Origin of the sequence: Emticicia sp. C21, assembly GCF_003418935.1 — a bacterium.
Taxonomy (GTDB): domain Bacteria; phylum Bacteroidota; class Bacteroidia; order Cytophagales; family Spirosomataceae; genus Emticicia.
The window spans coordinates 23,176-37,409 of record NZ_QVMT01000011.1 but is presented as its reverse complement, the minus strand read 5'-3'; the positions used below and the strand labels follow the sequence as shown (position 1 = coordinate 37,409).

Here is a 14,234-nt window from a genome sequence, read left to right as displayed (position 1 = left end):
AAATTATACTTGCTCTTTAATCTGCTTTAATTTATCGGCAATATCTAAATTCTTATACAATGGGTCTAACGGGAAACAACCTGAAATCAAGCCATTGCGAGGAGCGGTTGTACAATCTGAGAATGTACGACAAATCAATTTTCGTTGCATAGGTCGGTTGTTCAATACATCATCAGGCAAGGTTGGATAGGATAGTACCATACGACCTAATCCGACAAAATCAGCCATATTATTTCTTAGTACGTATTGCCCAACGTTTGGTAGCCAATCCTGTGCATATGAATAGGCCGAGCCGACGATTACCAAATCAGGAAAAGCCTGCTTCAATTCATTCGTTACATTGATTTGTCTCGCTACCCCTAAAAATGGTTCTTCCGGTGGATAATAGCCATCAGAGGGTGGGAATGTTGCCGGACGCATCAGATGCGGGTTATAATATGGACTACCCACAGTAATACAAATCAACTGAATACCCAATTTCTGTGCTAATGCCAGAAAGGCTTTAGGTTCTTCTAAATCAATAGTAGTGCCTTGACCTGTTCCACCAAAGGCATAGTTATATTTTTCTCCTGCCGAATAATCCGGTTCTCCCTGTCCTTCGCTGTCTTTTTTGAATGGTACCCAGTCGAAGGCACTTAAACGGATACCCATTTCTAAGCCAGGCGCTTCTCTTTTGATGCCTTCAACTATATTTCTAAGGAAGCGGGTACGGTTCTCAAAACTTCCACCATATTTCCCGTCACGATTAAACGAGCTTAGAAACTCATGTCCTAAATAGCCGTGACAATGCTTTAAATCTACAAAGTGAAAACCTGCTTTTTGCGCCAGTACTGCAGCCTTTACAAAATCCTCTACCAATCCATCAATATCCTCATCAGTCATTAATGGATAGTTCTCTGCTAAATGATACTTCTTGTCTAATATGGGATGGTTATAGAGAATTTTTGATTCAAACTTTGTATGACTATTCGGTTTGCAGAACCTACCCGAATGTGTTAATTGTAGGCCTACTACCAGATCATCCGTATTGCCAAACTTCTCAGCATGTTTGCTCATTACCAACTGAAAAAGTTCTTCAAATTCAGGTAGATTGGCTTCATTGATGAGCAACTGATTCGGGTTTGCACGTCCATCATGGCGCACTGCTGCAGCTTCACAGCCCCACAATAATTTAGCCCCACTAATAGCAAAATTTTCCCAACGACGTTTAGTGTATTCACTGGGCTTGCCATCTTCAGTACCATCCCAACCCTCCATTGGCAGAATACAGAAACGATTGCCGATAAGCTTACCTGACTTTAGTGTTAAAGTCTGCGCATATGGTGATTCGGCTGCATCAACCAATTCATCATCAAAATTTAAATCAACCTGCCCATCTTCCAGATATTTTCTTAAATCGGCGGCGGTTTTTAATTGTGCTACTCTGGTATATTTAGGTTTAAACTTGCCACTCATATTTTCAATCGTAAATTTTATCTGTCTAAACAGTTGTAAAAAGTATAATAGGTATCGTTATCGATGATTTTCTGTACATATAATGCTACCTCACGTGCATGGTAATCACCCCACATACTTGACTCGCCATAAGCAATTTTACTACCCTCTGGCACATAATCCCAACCATTTGGCTGGTGATAGATAGAGTGTAATAAAATACCCTGGTGGTTCGGGTTGGTACTTAAATAGGGTTCCTGTAAAATAGTATCCAGAGCCGTTAAGCCCGTTTGCCAGTATTTTTCTCCGGCTTCTATCTCTCCCTTATTTATCAGGTATCTACCCAAACGCAATAGCCCTTGTGCAGCAATAGCAGCAGCAGAACCATCCACAGGCTCGTAATCATTGAAAGGATTAGAAGGTTTACTAAGATAATCACCTAATTTATGTAGGTTCGGTGCACCTGTATCCCAATAAGGTACGCCGTCTATCGGTGTATGTTCGATGTAGAAATCGCAGGTTGCTCGGGCAGCTCGTAGCATATAATTCTCAATAACTGCCCTTCCGCCATAAGGTTCTAATTCTTCATCTGTAAGAATAGTTAAGAACTCCAGTTCTTCCGGGAAACCACAGATAGCCCAGGCTAAACCACGTGTCCAGGTTGAAAATCCTGTATACCCTTGTTGAGAATTTGGACAACGGAAGTTGCCATCTTTTGTATTAAAAATACTTTCATGCGCCGTGCGTCCCCAGATATCATAAGAGTCTCGACCTTCGCCATAAAATACTGAGTAATCAGCCGTGGCTTTGATATGTGCTAAGGCTCTTTCTAATAAACTGATTTTCACATCACCTTCTGCCTGAAATACATGCCCTAATTTATAGCTCAACATCAAGGCACGACAAGAGCGAATAGTATCAACAAACAAGGAATGAGCGCCATTAAACGAATGAATAAAGCCACCTGTTTTAATAGGAGTCCAGCGGCTGGCTTGTACTGCACCAGATATTTTCAAGGCTAATTCGTAAAAATTCTTCTCCCACTTATTCGACTCAATCTTACCTTCCTGCATCAAACGCAACAAATTACCATAAGTACTTACATTGTTGAAGCCGTGGTCGTGCACCCCTATATGACTGATATGTGGTGCCATTACCTCTATGGTTTTCTGACGACCCATTTCTAAAAATTTAGTATCACCAGTTGCATCAAATTGTAAAATGGCTGAACCAAACTGAAAGCCCTGTGTCCATTCTGTCCAGCCTCGGGTTGTATATTTTCCGGCGGCAGTAAAAACAGGTGAACCTTTGGCTACATCATAGTTTTGTTCGATAGAGGAAATTTTCTCACCGGAAAGCTCCCAGAATCTTTTAAGTTTATCAGATAAGTCGGTAGGTGTAAGTTTATAATTAATACGAATCATCAGGGATGGATTTTATTTTTTCAGATTTTTTAAATAGGCAATGGTTTGTGGCACTTGCGTAGCAATACTTGAGCTTTCGTCTTCGATATAATAATGCTCAACTCCGGCCTTTTTAGCAGCTATGAGAATAGCCGGAATATCAAGCTGACCTGTTCCTAGAGGTACATCGTGTTCAGGAGATGTTCCACCTGACATATTGCCTTGCACACCTTTCTTCAGATCTTTCAGGTGCATCAATTTGAATCGATTACGGTATTTATTGAGCAATGCGGCAGGGTCCTGACCAGGGAAGAATGTCCAGAGAATATCCATTTCAAAACTCACATATTTAGGGTCGGTATTCTGAACAATATAGTCGAACAGGGTTCCATTCTCATGCGGTTGAAACTCATAGCCATGATTATGATAGCAGAAAGTAAGTCCATGCTCATCTTTCAGGATTTTACCAAATTGATTGAAGTCTTCCACAGTTTTTTGTGCCATTGCCAAAGTAAAATCTCCTTGATGAGGTATCCATGCTACGCGAACAAAGGAAGCACCCAGAGTTTTGGCATTCTGTGCTACCTCGCCTATTTTATTTTGCAAATCAGGATAGCCTACTCCATACGAAGAACATTTGATACCTCGGGCATCTAATAGTTGGCGCATTTCCTGAGCAGTTTTACCAAACAAGCTCGAAAATTCCATATCAACGATGCCCAAATTTTTGATAGTGTCTAAAGTAGTTGCTGCGTCTTTTGCCAGACTTTTGCGGTAGGTATAAGACACCATACCGGGTTTATCGGGGAAAATCAGTTTCCCTTTTTGTGCCATCAATGGGCTGATGCCGACAACAAGTAAGAGTATAGAATAAAATAGTTTATTCATAGTAGAGTTTTTTGGGGTTGAATATGGTTGAACCCCACCCTGACCCTCCCCAACCGTGGGGAGGGGATTACAAGTCCCTCTCCCCATTGTTGGGTCGGACCGCCGATGCGGAGAGGGATTTAGGGAGTGGGGTGAAAATTCTTTTACAAACCAGTATCTTTCAGCCAGCCTTTAAAGACTGCCAGGTCTTTCTTCATGGCTGAGGTAACTTCTTTAGGTTCAACAGTAATTGTTTTAGCACCGTTTTCTGCACCACCTAATTTGTACTCAAAGTGCATGGTGATAGGTACAGAGACATTATATTGCTTTAGTAATCCTAAGTATTTGCTAAAGTTCACTACGCCTTGTCCAAGTGGACAGCCTTCTTTTACCAGCTTGCCATCTTTCAATACACGTCTGAAATCTTTAATGGCTATTGATTTGATATAAGGCTCAATAATTCTGAAACCAATTTCCCACGATGTTTCACTTTCGTGCGTAGCATGGTGCACATCATACTGGCAACCTAATAGCGGTGAGTTGATTTTTTTCAGAATAGGCTCAAAATCCCAGACAGAGGCCCCTAAGAATAAACCTGCGTGATTCTGGTATTCGCCTGAAATATTATATTTCTTATTCAAGGCAGCTACTCCCCTCATTTTCTCTTCAAACGAAGCTACCTGCGTAAGAATGTCTTTTTTAACATCAAAGCCATACCAACCCATCCGGTAGTGCTTGATTCCCAAAGAAGAAGCTGTTTTCAATACCAATTCAGTAATCGGGTTAGCTTCCAGAATATTAGTTACTATCATCGGCACACCTATATTCGCCTTTTTGCAGGCTTCTACTACTTTGGGTAAGTCTTCAGCTACTCGCTCTGGGAGAACATGTCCATCAGGACGGACAGTTAAATCAATGCCATCGAAACCGATTTCAGAAACGGTCTCGGCCAGTTTGTTGTAGTCAGGAATCCAATGGAGAGTTTTAGAAAATACACTGATTTTCATATCATTGGCTGGTTTGGCAAAAACAATATTATTTTTTGCTAAAATACTACCAGTTATGGCTGTGCCTATAAAATTTCTTCTGTTCATGCTTAAAATTAGTAAAATAATTCTGATAGAAGTACAATTTATAGACTGAAAAATTATGAGTTTTTTTAAATTTTTACGTAAAGATGCTACGCTTGCGGCCACTCCCCACTCTGAATTTCAGGTAAATTATTTATTAAGATGAAAATCTTAAAAGTAATTTATTGGATTTCATAGACCAATGAAGACGGAATGCATTCCGTCTCTACGGAACAAAAAATCCCTGCCATTTCTGGCAGGGATTTCCCTATAAACATTATCCTATCACATCGCTCGCTGGTTAATAAATATCTGTGTAAAATATGGATAACCATCTTTGCCTCGCACTACTCCTATTCCCGTGAGGTTATAATTACCTTCAATATTCTTTTTATGACCCGGGCTCTGTATCCATCTTTTTACTACCTCTTTGGCTGTGAATTTGCCAAAAGCAACGTTTTCAGCACAGGCATTGGCATTGTCTATTTTGCGCATGACTTTATCCATACGGTTATCAAAGCCATCGTGTCCGAATGGTACTCTTCCCCTGCCCATATCTTTGCTATGCTTCGTAGCGGCATCGGTAATGAGTTCTACCATTTGTAAAGGTTTTAGTCTTTTGCTGGCTCTGTAAGTATTTACCTCTTGCAATATCTCTTGTTCCATAACAGAGAAATCTTCGTCAGAAGTAGGACTTTGTGCGCATGAAGGCGTAAGATAACCTATTAGCAAAATGCCTAATAACTGGAGTAATATAATACGTTTAGTTTTCAATTTCTTCCTTGATTAATTCCATCCAATAACGTGTAATTATTATGAAATGTTATAATCGAAGCTTCGCTGGATATTAAAATTTTACTTACCTAATTTCTCAATCATCTGCTTTGCATTATTGTTAAGCGGATTCAACTGTAGCGATTTTTTATAATTACTGATAGCCAGTTCTTTATTTCCTGCAGTCATATAAGCCTCACCCAAGCTATCAAAGGCATTGGAAGAATTAGGATTTTCTTCCGTATTTAAGGTAAAAAACTGAATAGCGTCATTTACTCGTTTATTGTTCATTAAATAATAACTCAAGGAATTAACTTCACTTTCACTAAAATAATATCGACTACTGGCCTTAGTATTTTTAATAAGCTTAAAATCAGCGATTGCCTGAGCCATTCCTGCCATATTCGATTCTTCAATAATCTTATTGGCCCATGATCTTTTTGGCACAGTATAAGATTTCCCTTCTAATATATTATTGATTCCCTCACGCAATTCTCCTGTGATTGAATGGCGAACATTGCTGATAAAAATAATGGTACTATGTTGCTCAGGCTGACGCTCAATGTATGAACGAAAGCCACCGAATCCGCCATCGTGTTGTATAATCTTTTTGCCTTCGTTTTCTGAAACAAACCAACCAAAACCATAGCCTTTCTTCCCATACATATCATCCTGATTCGTAAACTTGTCAGATGCAAAGGCTTTTTCTAAGGTCTTCCTTGAAACAATAGTTGATTCATATAGCATTTTATCCCACAAATAAAGGTCATTTACAGTAGATACTACTGATGCCGCTCCACCGATGAAAGTATCATAATTATATTCATCACCAAAGACATAATAACCTACCGCCCTTTTTTTATTCCTTAATGCTGCACTATTTACATAAGTGTTTTTCATTCCTATTGGTGTAAATACATTGCTGGTCAGAAAATCATTAAGCGTTTCACCTGATATTTTTTCTATAATCAGTCCTAACAAGGTGTATCCGGCATTGCAGTATTCAAATTTTTCACCTGGATTGAATCGTAAACCTTGTTGCTTCAGGAGGATACCAAAAACATCTTTTTCATTCATATCAGGAAAATCTCCAAAAAGAGCCAAGCCAGAAGCATGATGTAAAAGATGTAGAATTGTGATTGGTTGCATGAACTCTGGTAACTCAGGAAAGTAGGCACGGATAGATTGATTATATTCTAGCTTTCCTTTCTCTTCCAGGATCATAATTCCCATCGCTGTAAACTGCTTACTTACCGAACCGATATAGCATGGCGTGTCTGTGATAAAGGGTTCTTTGCTTTTTCTGTCGGCATAACCAAAACCTTTCTTATAAATGATTTTCCCATTGTCTGCTACGAGCAGTGCTCCTGAAAACTGACCATCCTGGTTGATGGTTGACATGAAAGTATTAATCTTCTGGCTTTTGCTTGGTATTTTTATTTTTTGGGCATAAGCCGTAAAACAGAGGCTAATGATTGCAGTTAGGGTGATTAGTGTTTTTTTCATTGTTGGTAGCTTAAGAATAACTGGTCAAGGCGTTGCCGAACAGTGATTATGGGCATTTGAAAAGGTTATTACTAAATTCTACGCACAAAGTTAGACACAGTTCTGAGAATAGTTTAAGGGTAGGGTTTAATTTGCGTTTCAAAGAAGGATTTTTAAAATAAGCTAAGTTGTGCAGACATAAACCAATAAAAATCTTTAGTAATTGTGTACTCCGGCCGGTAACCGGCCGGAGTACTTGCTTTTTCATAATTTTGTAAGGGGCAGCATGAAGCTATATTATTTCGCTTTACGGATATAAATATTTCCGTGCATATTTTTCATCATTACTTCGCTACCACCACCATTCACTTTGCCTTGAATCCACTCTTCTATACTTACTTTGTACATACCATTCTGGTTGTTTCTAACACCTTTTGGTACTGTTTTGTCGATATCCATATCAAAATCACTGTATACTTCACCGCGGTCTGATTTCACTTTAGCATTCATCTTAACGGCAGCAGGAAAAGTAATATCTATATTGCCATTAAGTGTAGTGAAGGCCATTGGTGAGTCAGTAACAGTTTTGAAATTGGCTTTAATAACACCGTTTACCGTATTGGCAACAGCTGAACCTGCTACGTTGGTCATAGTAATATCGCCATTTACATTATTAATCTCCAATTCTCCGGTTATATTATCAATCACAATGTCGCCATGATTGATCGTACTTACTTTTAAAGAAAATTGTTGAGGAACTTTAATAGATAAATTAACAGGCTGACGGTGAGAACTTGAATTTACATTCACCTTATTATTTTTCTCTTCGGCCGACAATTCAAGACCACCACGTGGCGTGATGCGTTTCATACCTGAGGCTGATTCGTCAACTTTCTCCTTTTTATTAGTTACAGGAGTAGTTTCTGCGTCAATAACAACTTCTTTTCCGGCATATCCTGTTACTTTAATAGAGCCATTGATTAAACCTACATTTAATGACCCTGATTTGGCCGGGTCGCTTAGTGGTACTACCAACTGTTCTTTGATTTCGTTCTGAGCAAATGTTGGCGTGATTTTAATAAGTGACATTAGCACTAAGACTGCGATGATTACTTTACTATTTTTCATTTTTACGATTGTTTTTTAATATAAATGTTTCCGTTGAACGTTTCAAATCTGAATTTTCTGCCTCCATTGCCTATGCGGATAGAGGTCTTTTTGTCGAGCTTGTAGACGGTACCGTCGCTTTTATGCTCAATATTTTTGGTAACTTCGGGAGCTAATACTTGTGTATCCGGGAAATCGGTAAAGAACTCTCCATTAAAACTCTTGAACTGTAAATCTCCTGAGAACGAAGCCGGATAAGTAACTCTGATATTCCCGTTAAGGGTATAATAAGATGATTTTTCAGGAGGGCTCGTCAGATAATTGATAGTCACATCGCCATTAATTGTATGCACATCAGTAGCTCCTTTGGCATTGGCAAGTGAAATAGCTCCGTTAATATTATTAGCTTTGATAGACCCTGTTACATTTTTCACGTCAATATCACCATTATTGATAGTCGATACATGAAGATTAATATCGGCAGGTACTTTTACCGTATAATGCAGCGTGGCACGATACTCAATTTTACGACGCCATTCTCTATTTTTACCTGGTGTATTAGGTCTTGTATTCCAGGGTTCAGCTATATAAACCAGAATACTATCGCCTGTTTCTTCAAATTCTAATTGAAACTCTTTTTTGGCTTCATCCACAATCTCCTGGGTTTTAGCCGAAATTGTTTTGTCAATCTCAATCATCACTTTACTACCAGAATAGCTTTCAACCTTAATAAATCCGTCGATGTTGCCAATGGCTAGTACTGTTTGGCTGGCAGGCTTTTTCAGGTCAAATTGTTTACTGAGATGCTCTTTAAATTCCGGCTTCTGGGCCGTAGCAGGGGCACAAGCAAGCACCACTCCTGCTAAAAGTAGGATTAATAAGGGTTTCATAATTTTGTATGTTTATTGTTTTATACTCTGTAAGATAAAGCCTTGAGGGTCTCTTTAATTTTGGTTTTGACTATGACATCGGTATCGTCTTTTTCCAACAATCGCTGTAATGGCTTAATAGAACGTTTTTCTTCCAGTTTTACCATTACATCAGCCAAGGCGGCCTGTACCAGTGGGGTATCTTGTTTTAAGATAGATTGCACTAGACCCTCTCTTACTTTCGGGTTATCAGCCAGTTGAGCTAATGCCTCTAACGTTACTAAGCGTACGTTTACGTTTTCGTCGTTATTAAGAGTGCTTAGTAGGGCTTCAAGTACCTGTCCGTCAATCTTATCAATCTCTTTTGTATAACTTACTGCTTGCAGACGTTCAGTAGCAGAAGAGTTCTCTTTCTCTAATAGCGTCAGCATCATCTTCTCATTCATTTCCTGTACCTGACCAGATAATTTCTCAATCTGTACCTGATAATCAGGGGTTTGTTGTTTGCTTAAGAAATAGCCACCTCCCAAACCTATTAAGAGCAAACACATACTATAAGACACTCTTAATAATAATTTTGGCGTAAAAAACGATTCCAGGTTATGTTTCAAACCTTCCCAGAAAGCCGTTTTCTTTACCTTTTTGGTCTCCGTACCTTTAAAGGTCTCAAGCATCGTGTAAAACTGAATCGGGAGGTTATCGCTTGGTTTCGGTACGGCTACACTGCCCATCACATCCCAAAGCTGGCGGGTAGCTTTTAATTCTCTCTGGCAATCGGGGCACTCGTTCAGGTGGACTTCAAAAGCTGCCCTCTCCGATGCCGGCATCTGGTTATTTAACCAATCTACCATCATTTCACTGGCGTGTTCACAATTCATGAGCTTTGCTTCCATTTTCAATTTTTAAATAATGTTTTTTTAATTCATTCATGGCACGGTGCACTCTTACTTTTATGGCACCTTCAGTAGTATTAAGAATTGTTGCAATTTCTTCATACTTTAATTCCTGATAACGACTCATAATCAACACTTCTTTATGTTCAGGACTTAATTTGTCTATGGCTCGTTGCAACATTTCCGTTTCTTGTCTTTTTTCTAATTCTTCATCTGCTGTTGCGCCTCCTCCAACTCTCTCAGCATATTTCTCCAAATCGTAATGCTGCATCGAATGTTTGTTTTGTCTGTACGAATCATTTATCACATTACGTGCTAAATGATACATCCAGGTATGAAACTCACCCTCAGCCGTAAAAGTGTGCCGGTATTTCAACATCCGATAAAATACATTCTGTACCAGGTCTTCGCTTGTCTGGGTATCACTTGTCATGTGATAGAGAAACCCAAACAAAGGGCGATGGTATCGCTCAAACAGGAGACCCATTTTGTCGAGGTCACCAGCCTTTACCTGGAGCATTAGTAGATTATCTTGTGTATTCACACGTTTAAGATATGTTGGTTATCAAATTCGAAGTGGAAACCGCGCAATGGGAGAATGGTTACAGAGAATATTAAAAAAAAATATAAAATTTTAGCAAAATTAAGATAATTGACTAATAATAAGGACATTGCATTTGGAAAATATTTTCTACTATGATAATATTTTTATTCTTAGTCTATAAAAAAGTTTAAACCACGGAGTTTCACAGAGTAAAAAATCCCTGAGTTTCACGGAGTCAAAGTAAATCTCTGTGAAACTCAGTGCAGGACCGAGCGACGTTCGATCAGGGTAACTCCATGGTTAGTTACAAGAATTTAATACCTAATCTCATAGGTAACAACATTCAAACTATTGTCATACTCACGTAGATTGATACGATTAAGTTGGACTTTGTTTTTGGAAGAACCAAAAAGTCTTATGCCCTCTCCTAAAACTACAGGGTTAGCTTTTATTTTCAGCACATCAATTAATTGATTATCCAACAACCAGCCTGCAAATTCACCACCTCCACATAAGTAAATGTCTGAACCTGATTCTGATTTTAACGTTTCGATATGCTTTAAATCACGATTGAGCACTTTTACATCTTCATGAGGATTCTCCAATATCAAAGAATCAGAAAAAATGTAGTGCTTCATATTCGGGTATGCCGGTTGGCCTGGTTCCATACCATATTTATAGCCAAACTCGTAGGTTTTGCGACCCATGATTACGATGTCAAAATCTTTTAAGTCCTGAAAATATTGATTGACACCTTCACCTTGCTGAACGAATCCTGAAATATCATCATTGAGTCCGGAGATAAATCCATCTGCGGATACTGCTACGTAATAGATTATTTTTCTCATGATAGTAAAACGCCCCTAACCGCATCGGCGGTCCGACCCTAAAGCGGAATTAATATACTTGGACAATAGTAAATTTGAAATTTACTTCGTTCATAGTACAAATATTAGGAAATAAGATTTTTTAAATGAAAAATTTACATGAAAGAACTTATGCTCTTTTATGCTATAAAATGAAGAGTTGTTAGAGGTTTGTCAGCTTGACAAACTTAGGCGATTGTTACCATGATTAGCTCTACGCGAGATTTGTTGGGACAAAGGTAAAGAAAAAAATATTCAGACCAAATCTGAAAATAGGGTTTATTCTCCTATCTTCTTTAGTAAGTCTTTTGCTCTTTGTAATTCAGTCTTAAATTCATTTGGGTTATCATTTAGAAATTTACTACTTTGAATTTCATTCAATAATTGCGTAGCTGTAAAGAAGTCTTCTTTTTCAATGGCTAAATCGGCTCTGATAAGTATGACCCTGTATAAATTCGGACAAGGGTTATTTTTATCGCGCTCAATTGCTTTGTCAAGAAAGGTACTTGCTTTTTCATATTCCTCTACTTCATCTTCCAATTTATAAGCATAATCCAATGCTAAGGCCAGTCGCTTATTGGCTTCTTCTATTTCTTTAGGATATTCTTCAATTTTGTCGATTTTTCTGCCAATTCTGATACAATTACCTGCTATATCAGAAAACATAAACTCACGGACACCATAAGACTTGTCTCTGATAGCACTGATTCTTGGTAATCCACGTGTAGGTAACTTGCCGAATTTATTACGTAGGGCATCGGTAAATTCTTCGTACAATTCATCGGCTTCATCCGTTAAGATATAGCAGGTATGGTAGCACCTAAGCGGGACATGATGTTTTGTTCCATAAAAATCGAATCGAATCCATCGCTTTTCAACTATTGCATAAGGGTTAGGGTTTTTCTGATGGTAAGTTACTTCAAAACCTAAAGTCTGGTAAAACTCTAATAGTTCGCTTAAAGACTTGCAAGGGAAAATTGGCGTGATAATATTCATAAAAGCGGTTTTTAAGTGAACCGCAAAATTCAATAGTTTCTACGAGCGAAAATTGTAGATTTTCGACATTTCAGGCGTAAAGCCCTTCCTGATTAATAGTTGCTTTCAGATAGTCTTTAGGATGCAGGCCTGTAAACTCTTTAAAATCGTGATTAAAATGTGCCTGATCGTAATAACCTGCATCTAAGGCAAGACTTGTAAAAGAATCGACAGAATAAATAAGAGGCAAGGCTTTTTCAAATTTCAAAATTCGCAGATAAGATTTAGGACTAAAGCCTACTAATTCTTTAAACAAACGTTCAAATTGTCTCTGTGAGAAAGGTAATTGTCTGGCAAATAATTCGAGATTGATATTTCCTTTCGATTTATTTAATTGTTGAACTGCATCAATTATATGAGTCTTTTTAGCAGGCTTTATTAGAGATTCCAGAAATTGGGTAAGAATGCTTACTCTTTGACCCGTACTTTGTGCCAGAAATATGCTTTCTTCTAAAACTTCACCTTTATTTCCAAAAAACGTTTTCAAATCAATATATTGATTAGTTAATTCTGTGGCTGGTAAAGAGAACAAAAGGGGAATAGCATAAGGATAAAATTCTACACCCAATATGCCGATGCTTTGAGATGAGATAAATTGCGTATGTATTTTAGACTGACCCTGGATACCAGAGGAAAATGATTTTCTGATTTCACCTGATGCGCTTTTTTCATGAAAACCTCCCTGATAATGAAAAACTAATTTTGCAGAACTCGCAGCCGTGGCATGATGAATAAACAAGTGGTGTTGTGAAGCAGGGGCTTCTCCGATCCAGAAATACTTCACATAATTCGTAAGGCTTGGTGGAGGTGCTATTTGTTCATATAGCATCAGGAATCAGTTTTGATTTGATTTCAAAAATAGAGAATCTTAATTCATTGCTACAAACTTTTTTCTTTATTTTCGCAGAAAATCTATCATTTAATCATACCTCATGAAATATTTATCATTCAGTAATGGCGATTTAATGCCCGCTCTGGGCTTAGGAACGTGGAAATCTGCTAAAGGGGAAATATATCAGATTATCAGAACTGCTATAGAAATTGGTTACCGTCATTTTGATTGTGCTTTTATTTATGGCAATGAAGAAGAGATAGGTTCGGCCATTGCTGATGCAATAAAAACTCATGAGGTAAAACGTGAAGATTTATGGATAACCTCTAAACTCTGGAATAATCGCCATCGTAGAGAAGATGTGTTACCAGCAATAGAAGCCTCTTTGAAAAATCTACAATTAGATTATCTTGATTTATATCTGATTCATTGGCCTGTGGCTTTAGTATATGGTGTAAATTACCCTCAAAAAGCTGAAGAGATGATAAGCCTGAATGATTTGCCTTTAAGTGAAACATGGCAGGCAGTTATTGACTTAAAAGAAAAAGGATTAGCCAGACATATTGGAGTCTCTAATTTCAGCAGCAGGAGAATCAGTCAGTTAAGCCATGAAACAGGAGTTTTGCCAGAAGCTCTACAGGTAGAATTGCAGCCTTTTCATCAACAAAAAGCATTGGTGGACTTTACGAAACAGAATAATATAGCTATTACAGGTTTTTGTCCATTAGGTTCAGCCGATCGCCCTTCCAGTAGGATTTCACCGAATGAACCTAAATTATTTGAGAATGAAACAATCCTTTCTATTGCACAAGAAAAAGCCTGCTCTCCGGCACAAGTAATGTTGGCCTGGGCTGTAAACAGAGGAACTTCAGTGATTCCGAAATCTGTGAACCCCACTCGTTTGAAAGAAAATTTAGAAGCGGCTGATATTGTATTGGATGCCGGGCAAATGGAACGAATGAATGCCTTAGACCAGCATTATCGCTATATCAAAGGGGACTTCTGGTGCGTAGAAGGAAGTGATTATACTTTGGAGAATCTTTGGGATGAGTGAG

Annotated in this window: 14 protein-coding genes; 1 reads left to right on the top strand and 13 read right to left on the bottom strand. The window is 38.3% G+C overall.

What is annotated here, in order from left to right; translation table 11 throughout:
* Window positions 1-3: 3 nt before the first annotated feature.
* From D0T08_RS21145 to D0T08_RS21085, 13 genes are all read right to left on the bottom strand, one after another.
* Window positions 4-1,455: an NADH:flavin oxidoreductase gene (locus D0T08_RS21145; RefSeq protein ID WP_116984682.1), complete on the bottom strand. Its 1,452-nt coding sequence runs from the start codon at window positions 1,453-1,455 to the stop codon at window positions 4-6.
* A 17-nt stretch (window positions 1,456-1,472) separates the two neighbouring features.
* The gene (locus tag D0T08_RS21140) at window positions 1,473-2,858 is read right to left on the bottom strand and encodes a glycoside hydrolase family 88 protein (protein ID WP_116984681.1); all 1,386 of its coding nucleotides are present in this window, start codon (window positions 2,856-2,858) and stop codon (window positions 1,473-1,475) included.
* Between the two features lie 12 nt (window positions 2,859-2,870).
* Complete coding sequence (locus D0T08_RS21135; RefSeq protein WP_116984680.1) at window positions 2,871-3,725, bottom strand: sugar phosphate isomerase/epimerase; 855 nt, start codon at window positions 3,723-3,725, stop codon at window positions 2,871-2,873.
* Window positions 3,726-3,868: 143 nt separating this feature from the next.
* A complete protein-coding gene (locus D0T08_RS21130) occupies window positions 3,869-4,798 on the bottom strand; it encodes a sugar phosphate isomerase/epimerase (RefSeq protein WP_116984679.1) in 930 nt (309 codons plus the stop codon).
* Between the two features lie 261 nt (window positions 4,799-5,059).
* Entirely contained in the window at window positions 5,060-5,548 is a 489-nt protein-coding gene (locus D0T08_RS21125) for a CAP domain-containing protein (protein ID WP_229239019.1), read from the bottom strand.
* An 81-nt stretch (window positions 5,549-5,629) separates the two neighbouring features.
* Window positions 5,630-7,054 (bottom strand): serine hydrolase domain-containing protein, encoded by a 1,425-nt coding sequence (locus tag D0T08_RS21120; RefSeq protein ID WP_116984678.1) that lies wholly within the window; start codon window positions 7,052-7,054, stop codon window positions 5,630-5,632.
* A gap of 276 nt (window positions 7,055-7,330) precedes the next feature.
* On the bottom strand, window positions 7,331-8,161 hold the full coding sequence (locus tag D0T08_RS21115) for a DUF4097 family beta strand repeat-containing protein (protein WP_116984677.1): 831 nt from the start codon (window positions 8,159-8,161) through the stop codon (window positions 7,331-7,333).
* Between the two features lie 2 nt (window positions 8,162-8,163).
* A complete protein-coding gene (locus tag D0T08_RS21110; protein ID WP_116984676.1) occupies window positions 8,164-9,030 on the bottom strand; it encodes a hypothetical protein in 867 nt (288 codons plus the stop codon).
* Window positions 9,031-9,050: 20 nt separating this feature from the next.
* The gene (locus D0T08_RS21105) at window positions 9,051-9,902 is read right to left on the bottom strand and encodes a HEAT repeat domain-containing protein (RefSeq protein ID WP_116984675.1); all 852 of its coding nucleotides are present in this window, start codon (window positions 9,900-9,902) and stop codon (window positions 9,051-9,053) included.
* Complete coding sequence (locus tag D0T08_RS21100) at window positions 9,877-10,422, bottom strand: RNA polymerase sigma factor (RefSeq protein ID WP_116984840.1); 546 nt, start codon at window positions 10,420-10,422, stop codon at window positions 9,877-9,879. Before D0T08_RS21100 ends, D0T08_RS21105 begins: the two co-directional genes overlap by 26 nt.
* 338 nt (window positions 10,423-10,760) lie before the next feature.
* Window positions 10,761-11,294, bottom strand: a complete 534-nt coding sequence (locus D0T08_RS21095) for a dihydrofolate reductase family protein (protein ID WP_116984674.1) — start codon at window positions 11,292-11,294, stop codon at window positions 10,761-10,763.
* 297 nt (window positions 11,295-11,591) lie between these two features.
* Entirely contained in the window at window positions 11,592-12,308 is a 717-nt protein-coding gene (locus D0T08_RS21090) for a VOC family protein (RefSeq protein WP_116984673.1), read from the bottom strand.
* Window positions 12,309-12,378: 70 nt separating this feature from the next.
* Window positions 12,379-13,176 (bottom strand): AraC family transcriptional regulator, encoded by a 798-nt coding sequence (locus tag D0T08_RS21085; protein ID WP_116984672.1) that lies wholly within the window; start codon window positions 13,174-13,176, stop codon window positions 12,379-12,381.
* A 103-nt stretch (window positions 13,177-13,279) separates the two neighbouring features.
* Here D0T08_RS21085 and D0T08_RS21080 point away from each other — a divergent pair, with 103 nt between their 5' ends.
* The gene (locus D0T08_RS21080; protein WP_116984671.1) at window positions 13,280-14,233 is read left to right on the top strand and encodes an aldo/keto reductase; all 954 of its coding nucleotides are present in this window, start codon (window positions 13,280-13,282) and stop codon (window positions 14,231-14,233) included.
* Window position 14,234 lies beyond the last annotated feature (1 nt).